The sequence below is a fragment of the Paenibacillus sp. N119s genome, assembly GCF_059447605.1.
In genome coordinates, this window is record NZ_JCAJRU010000033.1 from 1 (window position 1) to 18882 (window position 18882).

The 18882-nt window shown below is 45.5% G+C and carries 15 protein-coding genes, 1 rRNA gene and 1 other annotated feature; of the genes, 12 read left to right on the forward strand and 4 right to left on the reverse strand.

Annotated elements, in window-relative coordinates:
* Together AC5V8P_RS06385 and AC5V8P_RS06390 are read left to right on the forward strand one after the other, a co-directional pair.
* On the forward strand, window positions 1-231 hold a 231-nt coding region (locus AC5V8P_RS06385), incomplete at its 5' end, for an IS3 family transposase (RefSeq protein WP_495473581.1).
* A 197-nt stretch (window positions 232-428) separates the two neighbouring features.
* Window positions 429-1109 carry an SOS response-associated peptidase gene (locus tag AC5V8P_RS06390; RefSeq protein WP_064795888.1) on the forward strand — a complete coding sequence of 227 codons (681 nt, stop codon included), beginning with the start codon at window positions 429-431 and terminating at the stop codon, window positions 1107-1109.
* Window positions 1110-1649: 540 nt separating this feature from the next.
* Here the strand turns inward: AC5V8P_RS06390 and AC5V8P_RS06395 are convergent.
* On the reverse strand, window positions 1650-1871 hold the full coding sequence (locus AC5V8P_RS06395) for an antibiotic biosynthesis monooxygenase (RefSeq protein ID WP_196771815.1): 222 nt from the start codon (window positions 1869-1871) through the stop codon (window positions 1650-1652).
* A 108-nt stretch (window positions 1872-1979) separates the two neighbouring features.
* Window positions 1980-2990 (reverse strand): NADP-dependent oxidoreductase, encoded by a 1011-nt coding sequence (locus AC5V8P_RS06400; RefSeq protein ID WP_064795889.1) that lies wholly within the window; start codon window positions 2988-2990, stop codon window positions 1980-1982.
* Window positions 2991-3109: 119 nt separating this feature from the next.
* Here AC5V8P_RS06400 and AC5V8P_RS06405 point away from each other — a divergent pair, with 119 nt between their 5' ends.
* The 4 genes from AC5V8P_RS06405 (at window position 3110) to AC5V8P_RS06420 (ending at window position 6724) form a co-directional block, all read left to right on the forward strand.
* The gene (locus tag AC5V8P_RS06405) at window positions 3110-3679 is read left to right on the forward strand and encodes a TetR/AcrR family transcriptional regulator (RefSeq protein ID WP_064795890.1); all 570 of its coding nucleotides are present in this window, start codon (window positions 3110-3112) and stop codon (window positions 3677-3679) included.
* Between the two features lie 312 nt (window positions 3680-3991).
* Window positions 3992-4134: a sequence feature (23S ribosomal RNA rRNA prediction is too short), on the forward strand.
* 69 nt (window positions 4135-4203) lie between these two features.
* Window positions 4204-4320: ribosomal RNA gene (gene rrf / locus AC5V8P_RS06410) — 5S ribosomal RNA — on the forward strand.
* Between the two features lie 573 nt (window positions 4321-4893).
* A complete protein-coding gene (locus tag AC5V8P_RS06415) occupies window positions 4894-5745 on the forward strand; it encodes an alpha/beta fold hydrolase (RefSeq protein WP_064795891.1) in 852 nt (283 codons plus the stop codon).
* Between the two features lie 256 nt (window positions 5746-6001).
* Window positions 6002-6724, forward strand: a complete 723-nt coding sequence (locus AC5V8P_RS06420; RefSeq protein WP_064795892.1) for a YjjG family noncanonical pyrimidine nucleotidase — start codon at window positions 6002-6004, stop codon at window positions 6722-6724.
* Window positions 6725-6914: 190 nt separating this feature from the next.
* Here AC5V8P_RS06420 and AC5V8P_RS06425 read toward each other — a convergent pair whose 3' ends face one another.
* Both AC5V8P_RS06425 and AC5V8P_RS06430 read right to left on the reverse strand, forming a co-directional pair.
* Window positions 6915-9191, reverse strand: a complete 2277-nt coding sequence (locus AC5V8P_RS06425; RefSeq protein WP_064795893.1) for an alpha-galactosidase — start codon at window positions 9189-9191, stop codon at window positions 6915-6917.
* A gap of 70 nt (window positions 9192-9261) precedes the next feature.
* A complete protein-coding gene (locus tag AC5V8P_RS06430; RefSeq protein ID WP_064795894.1) occupies window positions 9262-10260 on the reverse strand; it encodes a LacI family DNA-binding transcriptional regulator in 999 nt (332 codons plus the stop codon).
* A 176-nt stretch (window positions 10261-10436) separates the two neighbouring features.
* On the opposite strand from AC5V8P_RS06430, the gene AC5V8P_RS06435 reads away from it, so the two are divergent.
* From AC5V8P_RS06435 to AC5V8P_RS06460, 6 genes are all read left to right on the forward strand, one after another.
* Window positions 10437-12245 carry a sensor histidine kinase gene (locus AC5V8P_RS06435; RefSeq protein WP_064795895.1) on the forward strand — a complete coding sequence of 603 codons (1809 nt, stop codon included), beginning with the start codon at window positions 10437-10439 and terminating at the stop codon, window positions 12243-12245.
* Entirely contained in the window at window positions 12226-13344 is a 1119-nt protein-coding gene (locus AC5V8P_RS06440) for a response regulator transcription factor (RefSeq protein ID WP_495473582.1), read from the forward strand. The genes AC5V8P_RS06435 and AC5V8P_RS06440 overlap by 20 nt, the downstream gene beginning before the upstream one ends.
* A 196-nt stretch (window positions 13345-13540) precedes the next feature.
* Entirely contained in the window at window positions 13541-14842 is a 1302-nt protein-coding gene (locus AC5V8P_RS06445) for an ABC transporter substrate-binding protein (RefSeq protein ID WP_064795897.1), read from the forward strand.
* A 79-nt stretch (window positions 14843-14921) separates the two neighbouring features.
* Window positions 14922-15800 (forward strand): carbohydrate ABC transporter permease, encoded by an 879-nt coding sequence (locus tag AC5V8P_RS06450; RefSeq protein ID WP_064795898.1) that lies wholly within the window; start codon window positions 14922-14924, stop codon window positions 15798-15800.
* 28 nt (window positions 15801-15828) lie between these two features.
* Window positions 15829-16671 (forward strand): carbohydrate ABC transporter permease, encoded by an 843-nt coding sequence (locus AC5V8P_RS06455; RefSeq protein ID WP_063211084.1) that lies wholly within the window; start codon window positions 15829-15831, stop codon window positions 16669-16671.
* A 193-nt stretch (window positions 16672-16864) separates the two neighbouring features.
* Window positions 16865-18451, forward strand: coding sequence for an alpha-amylase family glycosyl hydrolase (locus AC5V8P_RS06460; RefSeq protein WP_064795899.1), 1587 nt, complete (start codon window positions 16865-16867; stop codon window positions 18449-18451).
* Window positions 18452-18882 lie beyond the last annotated feature (431 nt).

The window sequence follows — 18882 nt, forward strand, 5'->3', positions numbered from 1 at the left end:
GGGTTAAACCAGTCGATGTCTAGACGAGGAAACTGTTGGGATAACGCCCCCCAAGAATCCTTCTTTGGTCATTTTAAGGATGAGGCCTCCATCAAACCCTGTGCGACTATGGAAGAGCTAAGACGTGAAATTAATGACTATATGACTTATTACAACCATTACAGATACCAATGGAATTTAAAAAAGATGACCCCTGTTCAATACAGAGATCATCTTTTTCAGGCAGCCTAGCCCTTTTTAAAATGTCCTTTACAGAGGGTACAGTTTACTGTGGGGTGTGCTTTTTATATGTATTGTAATGGACATCTTCAGCTACAAATAGCTGAGGGTGTCCATTCTTTTGGGAGAAGTAATTACCGAAAAAAAGAATGGCTGCCATTGAGAACAACAACATTAGGGTAATCTATAACTTAAAGAAGGAATGACACATGTGCGGTAGATTTACACTCACGGCTTCTCTGCCTGATGTACTGAATACTTTTTCGGTAGACGAAGCTAATTACGAATACTCTCCAAGATACAACATAGCCCCATCCCAGAACATAGCAGTGGTTGCCGATCATGACGGTAGGAGGGTTCTTGAAGGTTATCGATGGGGATTAGTGCCGCGATGGGCGAAAGATATCAAGATTGGGTTTAAGATGATCAATGCCCGCGCAGAGACCCTTGATACTAAGCCGGCTTTCCGGAATCTACTTGCCAGGAACAGAGTCATCATACCTGCAGACGGATTTTTTGAATGGGAGAATCAAGGGAAGGAGAAGCAGCCATTTCGCTTTCAGCTTGAATCCACACAGATATTTGGTTTTGCTGGGCTCTATGATGAATGGAACGATCCGGAAGGAAATAAGCTGCGCAGCTGCACCATTATTACCACACGGCCAAATGAGTTGGTCCAACCGATTCACGATCGCATGCCCGTAATATTAGATGAGGATGCGGTAAACATCTGGCTCGATCGAAACGTCTCATCTGTTGATAAGGTCATGAACATGCTGCAGCCGTATTCAGGGAAGAGCATGATTGTTTATCCTGTATCTCGTGCTGTAGGAAATGTAAAAAACACAGAATCCAGTTTGATCGAAGAAGTCCCTCTGAACTCCAAGTAAAAACGCGAGTTCAGAGGGACTTTACTATGTAAGTGACTCAATCAGTTTTATCATCGCTTCTGGATCAGCCGGCATAATTCAATTAAGTGTTCATGATCGGTTTTTCCGAAACTTCTCTGCGATATTCACTATGTACTTTTGGTCTGGGAAGAGATGAATTTCAGTGTTCGTCGTCTTCTCTATACATAACATGACATTCAGCTGTTTCTGACGTGGTGTCGGCGCGTTTGTCCTATCGAATGTCAGAAAAAAATAAAGATCTAGACTGAAAAATAAAGTTGTAGACTGAGAAAACAAAGTATTAGACTAACGATGCTTCATTAAGCTAACGGACAGTTATGCTCAGTGATGCGAGCTGATACTTTCGATTAATATAAGCAGAAGGATCCGCCGCGGCGGATCCATTTAACTCATGCTGCAAGAGTAACCCTGTTCTGTGAGAGTAAGAGGAATCCCCGGTCTACTCGACCTCTTTTACTCCATAAACGAGCGCTCGTTTGAGATATCATATTTTTGAATGTCCATTCTCATCCTGTTTCCCTACTTCATTAAAAACGGCGCTGATTCATGTCTTTCAACATGAGCGGTCAGCGATTCTTGATCTTCCCACCGCTGAACAGTCAGCATGCGTCCGGCGCGTGCATCCTCCAAAGTAAAGGCATAAAAGCGGCATCCAGTTTCAGTTCGCGTGCTGGAAACGACGTCCTGAACGTCTGCAGTGAACTCATTTACGTCAGACGGATTTAGATGTACGTAACCCATGAGTAGAATCATTGATGTTCATCCTTTTTTCTTGAATTATGCATGCAATATTTCTTCAAAGCTAATCGCGATTTACAAGGAGTGCGAAAATCATTCGAGCTATCGTCCTTACTCCACCGTGAGTACGATCTTGCCTTGAATGTGCCCACCGGCGGCTCGTTCATGCGCCTTGCGAGCATCGGCAAGTGGAAACATGCTGTCGATAGCGATGCGAACCGTCCCGGCATCGAGCAAGCGCCCTAATTCCGCCAGCTGTGGGCCGTTTGAGCGCACTTGGGTCATTGATACCGTGACGCCCAGCTTTGTAGCCTCCTCGGCATCGGAGAAGCCTAAGAACACTGGGAACAAAGCGCCGCCACGCTTGAGCGTACGCAAGAAACGACCAGTGGTGGGACCGCCGAGGGTATCGAGGACGAGATCAACGTCATGAGTGATGTCCTCGGGAGGGCTCTTGGTGTAGTCGATGAATTCGTCGGCACCGAGCTCGCGCAGGAACGACTCATGCTTGCCCGATGCTACCGCGATGACGTGCGCCCCCTTCCATTTAGCCAGTTGCACCGCTAAGTGCCCCACGCCGCCCGCGGCACCATTGACGAGTACTGTCTTGCCACTCAGCGGCACCGGGCGATGCGACTCCGGTTGAAGCGGATTCGCTTCACTGTGCCCCAGCTCGATCAGAAACTGCCACGCGGTGAGGCCTGCCATCGGCGCCCCTGCGGCGTGCATATGATCGATGCCTGCCGGCTTGAGTGCAAGGTCCGACGCTGGCGCGGCGACGTACTCTGCATAAGCAGCGCTCTCCCCAAAGCTAGGAAAGCGAACCATGCCGAAAACTTCATCGCCGACGGAGAAGCCCTGCACATCCGTGGCTACCGCCTCGACGATGCCCGACACGTCCGACCCCAGAATGATGGGAAAGGGCACCGGCGGCCGCCACTCAGGAGGAAGATCCTTATACCCCTCGCGCAGGTACCAGTCGGGGGGATTGATGCCAACCGCGTGAACGCGGACAAGCACCTCACCTGGCTTCAGTTCGGGAATTGGCGCCTCCTCGTAACGTAGTACCTCAGGACCGCCGAATTCATGCAGACGAATTGCTTTCATTGTATTTATAGACATCTTACTTTCTCCTTTCATGCAGATGAGTTATACTTACCAGAGCGTTGCTCCGTTTAATCGGATCACTGTTCCGCTTGTGATTATACGGAGCAACGCTCCGTTTGTCAAGGAGGTCTCTTATGAGAGCTGATGCTATGAAAAACTATGAGCACATACTCGCAGTCGCGAACGTCGTTATAACCGAGCATGGCGTCGATGCATCACTGCGCGAGATCGCTCGCAGAGCTGGTGTCGGACTAGGCACGCTTTATCGTCATTTCCCGACGAGAGAGGCGCTGCTCGAAGCTTTGCTCCGCGCAAGCTTCGACGAGTTTACGACAAAGGCACGTATGCTCGAAACTGCAAGTTCACCCGAAGATGCGCTCGTGTCATGGTTACGCGAAATCGTTGAATTCACGAGCAACTATCAAGGAGTTGTGGACGTGATGATGGCAGCCAAAGAGGACCCGGAGTCCGCGCTCCACGCTTCATGCATGACGATGCGCACAGCAGGCACGCAGCTTCTCGCTCGTGCCCAGGCAGAAGGTTTGGCGCGTACCGACATGGATGGTGATGATCTGTTCTCGTTAGCTGCTGCGCTTGCGTGGCTCAGCAACCAACCGTCGTCCGCGCCAAGGGCTGACTATCTCTTCAATATTATTGCGAGCGCGATCCTGACGAATCGAGTGAGCAGCGATTTCGGGGTTTAAATTAATTCGTACTGCTCTAATAGGGGACTGTGGCACAACTCAAAATATTGAACTAACGGGAAACGTTAGTTGAATAACAACAGCGGCAGTCTAAGACTTTATTTTTCAAGTCTTTGGTCTGCCGCTGCTTCTTTTAATGGATCTGTCTAAAACTTATTTTCTAATAGCTGACGATTCTTCTCTTTAAAACCTGCGGTAATTCAACGACACCAGTCTAACACTTTATTTTCACCAAACATCGAAGCGGTACGCGAGCTGGGTTCAGAACGTCGTGAGACAGTTCGGTCCCTATCTGTCGTGGGCGTAGGAAATTTGAGGGGAGCTGTCCTTAGTACGAGAGGACCGGGATGGACGTACCGCTGGTGTACCAGTTGTTCCGCCAGGAGCACCGCTGGGTAGCTATGTACGGAAGGGATAAGCTTGAAGGTATGTAGAAGTACATACGACAAGCGTAAGGCTATTCATGCACACAATCTGTGATGAACCGAATAACCCTACGGAAGAATTTACGATGTAAATTCATGTTTGGTGGCGATAGCGGAGGGGTTCCACACGTACCCATCCCAAACACGACCGTTAAGCCCTCCAGCGCCGATGGTACTTGGACCGCAGGGTCCTGGGAGAGTAGGACGTTGCCAAGCACAAAAAAAGAGCACAGCCTTAATGGCTGTGTTCAGAGTGTCGAGAAAGTCCAACGGACTTTCCGGCACTTTATTTTTTGTTTGGGGAGAATCAACTTTTAAAACAAAAATCGATTTAAAACGATCTGAGGACCCATTTTTATTTGATCAAAATGACCATTTTAAGCCTCATTAAAAAAACAGGGGGTTTCTCGACAACCTGAGCACAGCCTTAATGGCTGTGTTCTTTTTGTATATCCGATTCATTTATCATTCATATGAAAGGCTCATGGCATGCCCTTAGTTAAAAGCACTACAATATTCTGGTTGTTCCTTGTATAGTGCTACTGCTGGAGGACACTTAAGGCTTGAAGTTTACGGTAATTTCCTTTTGCCACTTTGTATCTCCGACTTGTACGGCAAGATTAGAAGATCCAAATTCGGTTTTGTTTTAGAAAAAATCATGTTAAACTTTTCTCATAAAATAAACAGACTTTCAGAGGTGAGTTGTAGTGCTGGAACGATCTATGGAGAATACAAGGGATTTAAACAACGAAAAGGGAGTGATTTAAAGAAGAAAAGGAGACGATGAAGATGAGCACTTATCAAACGGTTATTAGTGATGGATTTGAGCTGAAATATACTATAAGAGGTAACGGAAAGCCGATATTGGTGATCGGCAGTAGTGTATATTATCCTCGCTTATTTTCAGACCATTTATATAAAAAGTTTCAGTTTATTTTCTTAGATCATAGAGGGTTTGCAAAACCGACTCGTGCTTTAAAACCAGAAGACTATACTTTGGATAAAGTCATTAATGATATAGAAACAGCAAGACGTTGCCTTCATTTAGATACATTTATTATATTAGGGCATTCCGGGCATGCTTTTATGGCTTTGGAATATGCTAAACAATTCCCAGGCTATGTTGAAAAAGTGGTGCTATTAAATTCAGCACCTACGAACAGCCAAGAAAGACAGCGGCAAAGCTTTTCATTCTTTTATGAAACGGCCAGTCCAGAAAGAAAGGACCGTTTTGAAAAGGAAATTGCTTTATTAGAGAATGATATCAAAAGAGAGCCCGACAGAAGATTTATTCACATGTGTATACGTATGGGAGCACAAAGCTTTTATGATTATACCTATGATGCAGCTTATATGTGGAATGATGTGCACACAAACATGCCTATCATTGATTATTTATGGGGAGAAGCCTTCGGAAAGATGGATTTGATACAGTCCTTGGCGGATGTCGATAAGCCCGTGTTTATTGGTCTTGGAAGATCTGATTACTTAGTCGCACCTGTTTCATTATGGGATCGGGTCGATGATAGCTATACGAACGTAAAAAAGGTGGTTTTTGAACATAGTGGGCATAATCCGATGTTTGAAGAACCTCATTATTTTGATCAAACATTAACCAAATGGATTAATGAAAATCACTAGGATTTTAAAACGGTCGATTCCTATTATTAAGGAGTCGACTTTTTTGATATTTGGAGCACAATAGCAAGGATCAGCAAGTTTGATTCAATTATGGCGTGTTTCATGACTTGACGGATCAATGAGGTCCTGTATAATTACCGGGAGATCATACTGCATTGATGGTTTATTTTCCGTTTTTATATCCTATCTGAAATAAATCTATGACTCATGGAACTTACCATATAGAAAAGTTATGACATGGAGGTTGGAGGTAGTCATGAAATACGAAATTATTTTGTTTGATGTTGATGATACGTTGTTTGATTTTAAAATGGCAGAGAGTCATGCGCTACATAATACGTTTGTCCAGTTTGGATTGCCGCAAGGGGCCACTGAGTATAAATCTAGCTATGATGAGATCAACGGTGCGTTGTGGCGTGAGGCAGAGGAAGGACTTATTACCTCGGCACAGCTACGGGTGGAAAGATTTAAACGATTGTTTGCTGTCCATAAGTTAGACTTCAATCCAGAAGCCTTTAGTAATGCTTATTTACGTTATTTGGGTGAAGGAGCTTTTTTGATGGACGGAGCGGTTGAATTATGTGATGTGCTATCTGAGTACCGTTTGGGGATTATTACGAATGGAATAAAAGAGGTTCAAACCTCCAGAATTCAGCTTTCCCCGCTGCGTCATGTGTTTGAGCAGGTAATTATTTCAGAAGAAGTGGGTTACCAAAAGCCGCAGGCCGAAATTTTTGATTACGCATTTACCAAGCTGGCTATTTCAGATAAAAGTAAGGTACTTATGATCGGCGATTCTTTAACCTCGGATATTCAAGGAGGGAATAAGTACGGAATTGATACCTGCTGGTTCAACCCTTCTAGAAAAACAAATACGTCTGGCATTCAACCCACTTATGAAATAAAAAGTTTGATGGAACTACTGAGTAGTGTACTTTCAATGCGTCCTGTGCTGAATCACACATCTCTAGAATACTAGTTAATAAGAAATTGTAATCAGACTCTAGCAAGTTAAATTGTAGGCTATGATATAGAAAAAGATAATCAAGGGCTGTTATGAACTTAGATGTCTGAATAAAGAGAAACGGATTCGTTCTGCAACGAATCCGTTTCTCTTTTAATTTCCGATTACGATATGGGGAGACCACAATTTCGTAAGGCAGATTTGATTAGCAGGGGATCGCTTTAAGGCGGAACGTAGAGCTGGCAAAATCCCCAGCAAGATCCGAGACAACAAGCCCAATTTTCATTAAGCGGTCACCTCCAAAAATTTCACCGTCAAACGCCAAACGGAAGGGAGAAACGCCATCTTCGGCCAAGGTACTGTCCATAGGGCTGGAAGCATTGCTAGTAGCCCCAGTTTCGATGGTATACTTTTTAGCTGGGTCAAGTCCTTTGAGAGTAAGTCGCCGAATAGGTCCATTCGGTTCAGCCAACACACGGAAGTAAGCGACAAAAGCTTCAGACTGGTCTTCGCTGACAAACATCCAGGCTGTATCGCCTTTGCCTTCAAACGGACTAAGAAGTCGATACATATCTCCCTGCTGTACAAGGGAGCGGATTTCTTTATACTGGGCAATTTGTTTGGCAGCGAGCTCTTTTTCTTCATTCGTAAATGCAGTAAGGTCAAGCTCGTAACCAAAATTTCCGCTCATTGCCACGTCGCCACGTATGGCGAGAGAGGTGATTCGACCCACTTGGTGGTTCGGCACATTCGATACGTGTGCTCCCATGGTACTGGCCGGATATACAATACTAGTGCCGTACTGTATCGCCAATCTTTCAATAGCATCGGTATCATCACTGGTCCATGTCTGCGGCATATAGTAGAGCATCCCCGGATCGAATCGTCCGCCTCCGCCGGAACAGCTTTCAAACAAGATATCCGGGAACCGTGAGGTCAGGCGTTCCAGCAGATCATAAAGTCCGAGTATATAACGGTGCGCAGTTTCCTTTTGACGTTCGCTAGTAGCGGTAGCTGAAGCAATCTCTGTCATATTACGATTCATGTCCCACTTGACATAAGTAATTGGAGCGATCGAGAATACAGAGCTAAGTGTCTCGTACAAGTAATCGCATACTTCCTTGCGAGAGAGATCGAGCACCAATTGGGATCGACCTTCCGTACGCCGACGTCCTTCCGCATGCAGGCACCAGTCGGGATTGCTGCGATACAGTTCACTATCTGGTGATATCATTTCTGGCTCAACCCACAAGCCAAACTGTAATCCTTGTTCATTAACCCGCTTGGCTAGGTCGGTAAGACCGCCGGGTAGCTTGCGACGGTCCTCAAACCAATCCCCAAGCGAGCTGTTGTCGCTATCGCGCTTGCCAAACCAACCGTCATCAAGAACAAACAGCTCAATGCCAAGAGGTCCCGCTTCTTTGGCGATTGCTTCGATTTTATCGGCGTCGAAGTCAAAATATGTGGCTTCCCAATTGTTCACGAGAATCGGACGTTCTTTGTCACGGTAAGCCCCACGGCACAGACGTGTGCGGTAGAGTCTGTGATAGGTGCGTGACATGCCCCCAAGACCTTCTTCAGAAAAGACGAGTACAGCTTCAGGGGTCTGGAATGACTGACCTGGTTCAAGCTGCCAAGAGAAGTCAAAAGGATTGATTCCGATACTTACGCGGGTCTGATCAAACTGCTCTACTTCTGCCTGTGCGACGAAGTTGCTGCTGTAAATTAGACTGAATCCGTACACATCCCCACGATCTTCAGTTGCATCAGGACGAAGCAGTGCCAGAAAAGGATTCATTTGGTGACTGCTGGAGCCTCGTCGGCTCTCCAAGCGAATGGCGCCAGGCCCGAGATCGCGGCGTTGGATATGTCTTTCCCGAACCCAGGCACCAGATAGATAGAGAGCTTGGTAATTGGAATCGGCGAAATCGACGGAGGCGCTCATCGCGTGCTCAATATTCATGACAGCGCTTCCCTTATGTTCAAAAAGAGTAGACCTAGCAATAGCGCTGTGGTTCGCAAATACAGTATAAAGCAGTGTAGTCTTAAGGCCAGAGTGTTGGTCCTCAAGGAACAACAAGAGAGTTGTTGCTTCATCATCCGATTCGGTATAGACGGAAGGAAGTCCTTCGAGCTTGGGCTTACCTGGTTCAATACGGTAACCACTATATTTTAGCTCCGTAGTTCGAGTTCCATCGGCAAGCGCAACCTGATAAGCCGGTTGACGGAAGTCGCTTGTTCCATACTGTGGATATTCTTGTGGAAGCGTATCCAGAGAAAGCGTACGTCTGGAAGAATCGGGAGTGGGGGAGAAGGAGCAGCGCTCTCTGAGCTCCAATATACTTGCAAGACTTTCGTCATGATGAAGTTGAGCTCCCCAATAGACATGTGCAGGATATCCTTCTACAAGTTGGATAATATAGCTGCAATCCTTGGACTGCAGGTGAAACAAACCAAGCGCCTCGTTAACATGAATGTTCATGATATTCACTCCTTAGGGGTTATCATCTCGATTGTTTTACGTAAGGATACTTATCAATGACAAATGACTCTCAAGTATTGGTTTTACTGTTTAAGCATGAGCTTTCCCGTATGACAAGCTTAGTCCCGATCACGCTGTACGCAGGTGGTTCGCGTCCCTCAAACCGTTCAGATAGCAGCTGTACGGCAGCTTTTCCCATCTGTTCAGGATAGGCACGCACAGTAGTTAGCGGAGGCTGCACGAAGGCCGCCATCTCAATGTCGTCGAAGCCGACAATAGCCATATCTTCCGGTACTTTGACTCCCTGTCCATGAAGGGCGCGGAGGGCGCCGATGGCGAGCGGGTCGCTTGCGGCGAAGCAGGCTGTCGGTCGTTCCTGCTCGGCTAGGAGCTCGTTCATCATGAGATAGCCATCCGCGGTACTCCAGGCACCTATGCGGACGAACTGAGGATTGTACAGTCCTCGTTCCCGCATGAACCGCTCAAAATAATGCGCCCTTCGTTCTCCATCGCTCTTGCCGCCGATAAATCCGATTTGTCGGTGGCCAAGCTCAAGCAGATGTTCGAGCGCCTGATCGACCGCTTGCCGGAAATGGAGTCGCACGGAATCGTATTCCAGCTGCTCATGGTACTGATCAACAAGGACTATGGTGTTCTTATCTGGATATAGCTTGGACACCTCCTCAGGATCAACGCCTCCCACGACAATCAGCCCGTCCGCCTTCTGTAAGGTGCCGAGAGAGGAGCGGCCTCGCAACGTCTGCCCCAATGTCAGACCAAGCTCTTCACAGCGTAATTCAATTCCACGGCGGATGGAGGCGTAATACGGATCATCCCTTTCCTCCTCAATGGAGCACCACAGCAGGAGTGAAACCGTTTTCCCAGAACGCTCTGTGTTCCTCTTTAACTGTCTCAGCCGGAAGGGCTTATACCCAAGCTGCTCAGCAATTAAAAAAATTCTGTTTTTGGTGTCTGGGCTCACGGACAGTGACAGATCGTTATTTAAAACCCTTGAAACGGTTGCGGCAGACACACCCGCTTCGCGGGCAATGTCTTTAATGGTTGCCAAAGAGCTCACACCTTTTTAGTTAATAATTTTACTAAAAATCGACTTTATCCTAACATATCCTTTTGGCACTTTCAAGATGGGCTGTTGAATTTTTTTAACATTATTTTAGTTCTATTACTGTTCAGATTAGTTGTGTTAACATGATGAATATTCTCTTGATGCCGGAGGGGTTCTATGTGAAAGTTCTGTCACTAGCTCGCAAGTGGTTTGGTCGTCTTCGTTTTAAAAGCAAGGTTATAGCAGTATTTCTCCCGCTCATTATTATTTCTCTGCTTATTCTTGGACTTCTGTCTAACCAACTTTTTAGCCGTTCATTGATAGAGAAAACTACCAGTAGCGTGGTGGACGAATCCCAGCTTATCTTGTCCCGAACAGACTACATATTCAGTAGTGTGGAAACGGCGGCCAATATCATGGTCACGAATATTAACCGGATGTATGATTCCTACAGTGTTAGATCCAATACTGCCGTGGGTCGTGTTCAATTTAGAAACCTGATGCAAAGCCGCCTATCTATTGATTTGTCAATTTTTCGCGAGGTGGATGCAGCGGTATTTATTGATAATGAAGGGACAATTTTCGCTTCTTATACCGAAAGTGGGGATGATAGAAAAGTCGATAGCATACTCAAGCGAGTAAGGGAATCTGAAAGTTATGGACAGGCACTCTGGTTTGATATGGAAAAGAGAGACTTCCTGACACCAGACCTAAACTCTCCGGTTTTGACACTGGGAAAGATGGTCATTAATATTGACACCGGCGAACCGTATGGAACGCTTTTTCTGTTAGTGAAAGAAGAAGGTTTGTCTGATTATTTTCGTTCCAGCGATCCCGATGCGCCCAAATCTTATTATTTTTTAGATGACAAAATGCGAGTGGCTGTGGCAGAAGACAATGGGATGCTAATGAAGCCAGTGAATTCACAATTGGCGAAGGCGATCCAACGTTGTGGGGCTAATGTGTCCCAAAGTACGTGCTCATTTGAGAATGATGGCAACCTGGTGACGGTCAATGATTATAACCGAATGGGCTGGAAGTTAGTCAATATTGTTTCGCTTAGCCTGCTTACAGCTGATGTTCGGCAAAATGTAAGGCTAACGCTCTTAATCGGCGCATTGTGTCTTGCCTTTTCCTGGCTAGGCGCTAGCTTTTTGTCCAAAATGGTCGTTAGTCCGCTCGAACAACTGACTAGAGCCATGCGAAAAGTAGTAGCTGGCGACTTGCAATCGGTTGCGACAGTCCGAACAGAGGATGAAATCGGTACCATTGCTGAAGCTTTTAACTTTATGATAAAACGGATTCGGGAACTGCTGAATGAAGTAAGGCAGGAACAGAACCGCAAGCGTGAATATGAACTCGCGCTGATGACCGCTCAAATAAAACCGCATTTTCTGTACAACACTTTAGATACCATTTATGCACTTAATGAGCTAGATCGTAATGATGAGGCTCGCGATACTACGAAAGCGCTAGCAGATTTCTATCGGATGGTGCTAAATAAGGGACGGGAACTCATTATTTTAGAGAAAGAAGCTCAGATTACGGATGATTACCTGACAATTCTGCAAATTCGTTATCCCGATGTATTCCGCTATGAAGTGGATATTCCTTCAGAACTTGCGGGTACTCCGATCCCGAAACTCTCACTCCAACCACTTGTTGAGAATTCGATTTACCATGGACTTAAGAAGAAAGGAACAAAAGGATTTATCCGTATATTTGCTTTTAAACAGAATGACAGGGTGATCGTCCGGGTGGAGGACAACGGTGTGGGGATGGATGAAATTCAAGTTCAAAACATTATGTCCAGACATTTACCTAAAGAAGGAATACGATCAATCGGTACCTACAGTGTTCAGCAACGGCTGAGTCTGTATTTTGGCGAAGAGTATGGTATATCCGTGCAAAGTGCTCTCGGAGAGGGAACCATTGTTGACCTATCGCTACCAATGCTGCCAAGGGGGAATGAACACCAATATGTATAAAGTGATGATTGTTGATGATGAGCCGCTGTTCCGAGACTTTCTGCGAATTAAGATAGACTGGGAAAGTCACGGCTTTCGGGTTTGCTGCGAAGCAAGGAACGGGCAGGAGGCACTTCAGGAAGTCGATCGGCATCAGCCGCATCTTGCCCTCGTTGATATCAACATGCCATTTATTGATGGAATTGAATTAGCCGAAAGGTTGAAAGTCAAGTTCGAACGAATCGTGATTGTATTCATATCCGGACATAATGAGTTTGAATATTTACAGAAGGCCGTTCGAACTGGAGTACAGGATTATTTACTAAAACCATTTAATGCAGCAGAGATGCTCTCCATGTTGGAGCGTATTAAGCCGAAATTACCAATGCTTCCACAGGAGGGCGAAAACGCAGAGCTAAGAGGACATGGCGGTGAAGCGTTGCAGAGCAGAGCGGGCATGCCCGATTTGGGCCATCTACGCGATGCGGTTGTGCTTGACCTCCGAATGAAAGACAGTGAAACGTTAGAGGAGATCCGAAAGGCAATCCGTCAGCTTAGCATATATAAATGGGGAGACGAATACGCAGATGCCATGCTTATGGGGATCGTATCTCTGGCACTTTCCTTTGCAAGTGAACGAGGCATTCCTTATGACCGACTATGGGATGACGGAGGAGACAAGTCTCCTTACGAGCGGTTGCGGGAGTTAAATTCCTGGACGGCTGCTGAAGGTTGGATGCTCGCTCTGTACCGCAAGCTGATCCAGTTGATGGAGAATATGCGCCCTACAAAGGCTTCCAATTTGTTTGCGGCGGCGATCAACTATATCGAGGAACATTATGCAGACGCAGAGTTATCTGCTGAGCAGGTTTCCTGCGGAGTATTCGTTGATCCCAGCTATTTGCGACGCGTTTTTCGCAAGGAGTCTGGCTTCTCCATCGTGGATCATATTACACACATCCGGATGAAGAAGGCCAAGGAGCTTTTGCTGAATGGCAATCGGAAGCTGTCAGAAATCGCTGAAAGTGTCGGCTACAGTGACCCTAATTATTTCAGCAAATGTTTCAAGAAACGTTTTGGTATGACACCAACTGAATATGAGCAACTCAAAAAAAGGTAGTATCTGCCTTGCGGGGCTCAAGCACACCGATCAAGTATAGCGGCTTTCCTATTTTGGAGGACCGCTGCTCTATTTGTCCCGTTTTTTACTGATAATACCCGTTTTATTCCTTAAAGAAGAAAAGAGGCAGCAGTATACTGTAGTCAAGCGAATGAAAGCGCAACCATAAAAGACTCTACAAGAGGGGGATAAACAAATGAAAAAAAATCTCAAAATTTGGAGTGCAGCTTTGCTAGTGCTCACCATGTCCGTCGGATTGGTCGCTTGTGGTGGAGATAACTCAGCCTCTACCAAAAACGGATCAGAGGACGGAACGATCAAATTGAAGGTGTATGCGCAGCATTTTGATGAAGATACCATAAAGCCGTTTGATTATGCGGTGGCAGAGCTCAAAAAGAAGATGCCAAACGTAGAAATTGAACTGGATCCTGCTGTGCAGGACGGAGGCCAGAAGCTTAAAACATATGCGGCAACGGGCAACATGCCGGATGTCTATTTAGCCGATTGGTCAGTTCTGCAAACTTTTGCAAAATCGAAAAATGTTGAGGTGCTGGACAATTATGACACAACAGCCGAATTCAAGAAGAATCTTAACCCGGGTGTTGAATCGCGTTTGGTAGCTCCTGATAATCATGTGTATGCATACCCTGAAACTGGTATAGAATTCCAAATGATTTATTATAATAAGTCCATTTTTGAGAAGGTAGGAATCAAGACACCGCTTAAGACGATTGATCAGATGGCCGATGCAGCGAAAAAGTTGAAAGCTGCTGGTTATGTACCAATGTCAATTTTTGCAAAGGAAAAGTGGATTACGACTGCTTTTTATAATGGACTGGTGACAAGGGAGCAACCGCGTGGATTCGGAGCACTTGATGAAAAAGGTGTAAAAGCATTGCCAGAAGCATTCGTAACAGCGGCACAGCAGATGAAGCAACTGCAAAAAGCTGGATTGTTTGATGCAAACGCTACGAACACCAATTATGATCAGGCATCGTCCCTATTTTATCAGGGCAAAGCTGCTATGTTCGTGAATGGACAATGGGAAATTTACAGCTCCCAGGAAAAGCTGGGCGATCAAGTCGACTGGATGTACTGGCCTGCAAAGGATGAAGCAACCTATGAGAAGTCCAAATATTTTATTGACGGCTCAGGTTCTCCACAGGGTTACGCAGTATCATCGAATAGCCAAAATAAGGAAACTGCCGTAAAGGTAGCGGCATTCCTTGCCTCAAAGTCAGCAGAATACAGATATACCCAACTTGGAAGTCCAATTGTTCCAGTGAAAGTTGATAAGCCAATGGCCTCCAACGTTCCAGCAATGATGCAGCGAGTTGTCAAAGAGTTGCTGCCAAATGCGCAGGAATATGCGCAACTTCTGAGTAATACAAAAGTTCAGAACACCATTAATGACAATACTCAAAATATGATGGTAGACAACTTTTCTGAAAACGATTTTGTAAGCAATCTGAATAGCACATTGAATAAAGAAAACTGAGAACTCATGGAATCGTCATCCTTTGGCAGCGTAAGGTGCCTGGGGATGACGTTCTAAAGATAAGGGGTGGAAGCAAGACATGAATAAATATATGGGAAACAAATCAGCACTCGCACTGTTTCTCCTCCCTGCTTTGATACTGTATAGCGTGATTTTGATATATCCTGTGTTGCAAACCGTCATTCGCAGCTTTTATGATTGGGATGGCCTGAGCACGCTGACCTTCTCTGGATTGAGTAATTACAGAGAGCTCTTCTCCGATTCTTTACTTGCTACTTCGCTTAAGAACGGATTAATCTTTGCCATTGTGCTGGCGGTCTTTCAGATCGGTCTGGGAACGCTATTAGCGCTAATCTGTGCCGATCCACGCACACGCGGACGAAAAATACTGAAAACGTCTTATTTTATCCCAGTTGTCCTATCGGTCACTGTGGTGTGTCAGCTGTGGATCGCAATCTATGACCCAACCAACGGATTAATCAATCGGCTGTTTGATCTCTTAAACATTCCCTATCAGCAAAATTGGCTGAGTTCCCCGACAGCATCCATTATTGCCATCGCCTTCGTTAATGCCTGGCAGTTTATGGGATACCAATTTGCACTGCTATATGCAGGTGTGAAGTCAGTACCCGAGGATTACTTTGAAGCTGCCACGATTGATGGCTGCAGCAAATGGAGAGCGCACTGGCATGTCACGCTTCCTCTAATGAGAGAGACATACAAATTTTGCTTCATAATTGCAATTACTTCTGGTATTGGGGCCTTTGTGCAGATGTTGATTATGACAAATGGCGGGCCTGGTACTACAAACTATACATTGACATTCATGATATACCGCTATGCTTTTATGGAAAGCAATTATGGGTATGCGTGTGCTGTATCCGTGCTGCTCGTACTAATCTCGCTATTGGCAACTGTAGTTATCAATAAGCTGTTCGACCGCGGACAAACCGCCTGATAAAGCGTGTATTGAAAAGGAGAACGAAATGAGTAAAACCGCTTTGAGCAAATTCAGACAAGCTGTTCTGCAGATACCGCTGTGGTTGTATTTTATTATTTCGGTCTATCCGTTGTTCTGGATGGTTTCCTATTCGTTCAAGAATAACGATGAGATCTTTGTCTCTAACCCATTTGGACTGCCGACGCATTTTCGCTACGAAAATTACATCAATGCATGGACGCAGTTTAATATTCCACGTTACTTTTTGAACAGTCTGGTCGTGTCCACGATTTCGACTCTGTTCATTCTTTTGCTAGCTCTGATGTTTGCCTTCGCAGTAGCTCGTATGAGATGGAGGTTCCGTTCTGCAGTTCGGACTTATATGATCATAGGAATGTTTATGCCACTGCAGGTTATCATGATCCCGCTGGCGATTCTGGTTCGCGATTTTCATCTTACGAATACGTATGGAGCTCTTATTCTTCCCTATATCGCAATCGGCCTTCCTTTCTCTTCAATGATTTTTTACGGGTTCCTTATAGGAATTCCTAAAGAGATCGAAGAGGCGGCATGCATGGATGGAGCTAATATTTATAGACTGTTCCTGAAGATCATTTTACCACTTGCATTACCCGCCATTGCAACTGTAGCCATTTTTCAATTCTTGAACAACTGGAATGAGTTCACTTTGGCCTATATTCTCATTTCTGATGAAAATATGAAGACACTGCCACTCGGCTTGCTTTTCTTCCAAGGCTCTTACAGCACGGATTGGGGAGCTATGGGTGCTGTGATGACCATGGCTTCCTTGCCAATGGTGCTCGTCTATCTGTTCTTGAGTGAACAAGTAGAACGGGCGATGACGGTAGGGTCCGCTGTAAAAGGATAAGAACGGATATGAGACAAACTGCCTGGGTTAAGGATCACCAACAGATCCTCTAACCCAGGCAGTTTGTTCGATTCAGACATCAAACAATAAAATCGATATTTTCCACTATAATAGATAATAATATCCCCTTTTTTTGGATGGGTTTTCTTTATAATGAAGGCGCACCCATAACAATTAAAGGAGCTGATATATTTTGACTCGTAACAAACGCTTAAGAAACTGGTCGACGATCCTGTTAACGGTGCCTATGCTCACGATGTTCGCCTCAGGTGCAATGGCTGAGCAAGAAATGAATGGGCATAAGCCTCCAAATTCTGCTGGAAGCGGCGTGTTTTACGAAATTTATATTAATTCTTTTTACGATTCGAATGGGGACGGACACGGTGATTTGAAAGGGATTACACAAAAGCTTGATTACTTAAACGACGGCAACCCCCGTTCGGGCAAGGATTTGCAGGTTAGTGGCCTCTGGCTCATGCCCATGAATCCGTCTCCAAGCTACCATAAATATGATGTTACCGACTATTATCAGGTGGACCCCCAGTATGGGAATCTGAATGATTTCCGCACCTTGACGAAAGAAGCAAAACGAAAGGGTGTCAAGGTGATCATAGACCTTGTTATCAACCATTCGAGCAGTGAGCACCCTTGGTTCAAGGAGGCCAGCACCAATCCACAAAGCAAATACCATGACTATTACGTATGGGCAAATGAGAAGACAAATCTGGATGAAAAGGGATCATGGGGCCAGCAGGTATGGCATAAGAATCCGAATGGCGAAGGGTATTTCTATGGTACCTTCTGGTCGGGGATGCCAGATCTGAACTTTGACAATCCAGAAATCCGTAAGGAAATGATTAAAGTCGGTAAGTATTGGCTGCAGCAGGGGGCAGACGGCTTCCGGCTTGATGCGGCGATGCATATCTTTAAAGGGCAAACGAAGGATGGTGCCGATAAAAACATTGCGTGGTGGAATGAGTTCCGTTCCGAGATGGAAAAGATTAATCCAAATGTATATCTGGCAGGAGAGGTATGGGATAAGCCAGAGACCATAGCTCCTTATTACGAATCACTCCACTCTCTGTTTAATTTTGACCTGGGCGGAAAGATATTGAACTCTGTGAAAAACGGCCGGGATCAGGGTATCGCAACATTCGCTGAGAAAACACTGAAGCTGTACAAATCATACAGTAAAGCGGCACTTGATGCCCCGTTCCTAAGCAATCATGACCAGACCCGTGTTATGAGCGAACTGGGTGGGGATGTGCGAAAAGCCAAGCTGGCTGCATCCATTCTTTTGACGCTGCCAGGTCAGCCGTTTCTCTATTACGGAGAAGAGATCGGCATGAAAGGGGAGAAGCCCGATGAGTATCTTCGAGAGCCTATGCGCTGGTACAAAGGAGAAGGCCGCGGTCAAACGACGTGGGAAGTACCCAAATACAACCGAGGCGAAGTATCGGTAGAAGCGCAGATGCGGGACAATGATTCCCTGCTACAAAGCTACCGCACGCTCATCCGTTTGAGGGAAGAACATGAAGCTCTTCGTAGCGATAATCTAGAACCAATCCAAGCAGGCTCTGCCAACGTGGCGGCATACCAACGTTCTTCTGGCAAAGAAACATTGTATGTATATCACAACCTGTCAGGGAAGCCGGTTACGCTCCAGATGAAAGATGGGGATAAGCAGAAGAGGAAAGTGGTCTTTTCCAGCTCCAAGGGTGTAAAAATAAAGAAAAATACGGTGACGATTCCCGCATACAGCTCTCTAATCACCAAATAGAAAGAGCTGGGCATACGCAGCCTTACAGCCCCAACAAAGATGGATATTTATTGGTGAGTTCATGTGGGGGTGTGGAGCCCCCTCGTGAGAGGTAGTAACCTGAACTCTTCCACTCAGCAAAGACATGTAGTTGCTATGATGAATTCATGATTTCAAATTAAAGTCTTCGGGAGACGTTGAAATGTTCTATTCCCCGCATAATGAATACATCAATTCTTCCGCGAAAGGTGTGCTAGCTGGTATTACACCGGGCTGGAGGCATATGGAAATTACTTTCTAAACTATTTGATTCAGATTGCTCGCTGTTACATACAACTTCCTTAATTCGATTTCTAGTTTTGTAAAAAGTCAATGCAGGAAATTTTGAGTGAGTATTTATCCAATGCTAAATCTCGTAGATCATAAGATCCCCTTTTTTTGGGGGAAGATTT

Bases quoted from the DNA above. Each gene is read 5' to 3' on its own strand.
- AC5V8P_RS06395 (WP_196771815.1), bottom strand. From the start codon at position 1,871: ATGGGTTACGTACATCTAAATCCGTCTGACGTAAATGAGTTCACTGCA.
- AC5V8P_RS06390 (WP_064795888.1), top strand. From the start codon at position 429: ATGTGCGGTAGATTTACACTCACGGCTTCTCTGCCTGATGTACTGAAT.
- AC5V8P_RS06400 (WP_064795889.1), bottom strand. From the start codon at position 2,990: ATGTCTATAAATACAATGAAAGCAATTCGTCTGCATGAATTCGGCGGT.
- AC5V8P_RS06415 (WP_064795891.1), top strand. From the start codon at position 4,894: ATGAGCACTTATCAAACGGTTATTAGTGATGGATTTGAGCTGAAATAT.
- AC5V8P_RS06405 (WP_064795890.1), top strand. From the start codon at position 3,110: ATGAGAGCTGATGCTATGAAAAACTATGAGCACATACTCGCAGTCGCG.
- AC5V8P_RS06420 (WP_064795892.1), top strand. From the start codon at position 6,002: ATGAAATACGAAATTATTTTGTTTGATGTTGATGATACGTTGTTTGAT.
- AC5V8P_RS06425 (WP_064795893.1), bottom strand. From the start codon at position 9,191: ATGAACATTCATGTTAACGAGGCGCTTGGTTTGTTTCACCTGCAGTCC.
- AC5V8P_RS06440 (WP_495473582.1), top strand. From the start codon at position 12,226: ATGAACACCAATATGTATAAAGTGATGATTGTTGATGATGAGCCGCTG.
- AC5V8P_RS06445 (WP_064795897.1), top strand. From the start codon at position 13,541: ATGAAAAAAAATCTCAAAATTTGGAGTGCAGCTTTGCTAGTGCTCACC.
- AC5V8P_RS06450 (WP_064795898.1), top strand. From the start codon at position 14,922: ATGAATAAATATATGGGAAACAAATCAGCACTCGCACTGTTTCTCCTC.
- AC5V8P_RS06455 (WP_063211084.1), top strand. From the start codon at position 15,829: ATGAGTAAAACCGCTTTGAGCAAATTCAGACAAGCTGTTCTGCAGATA.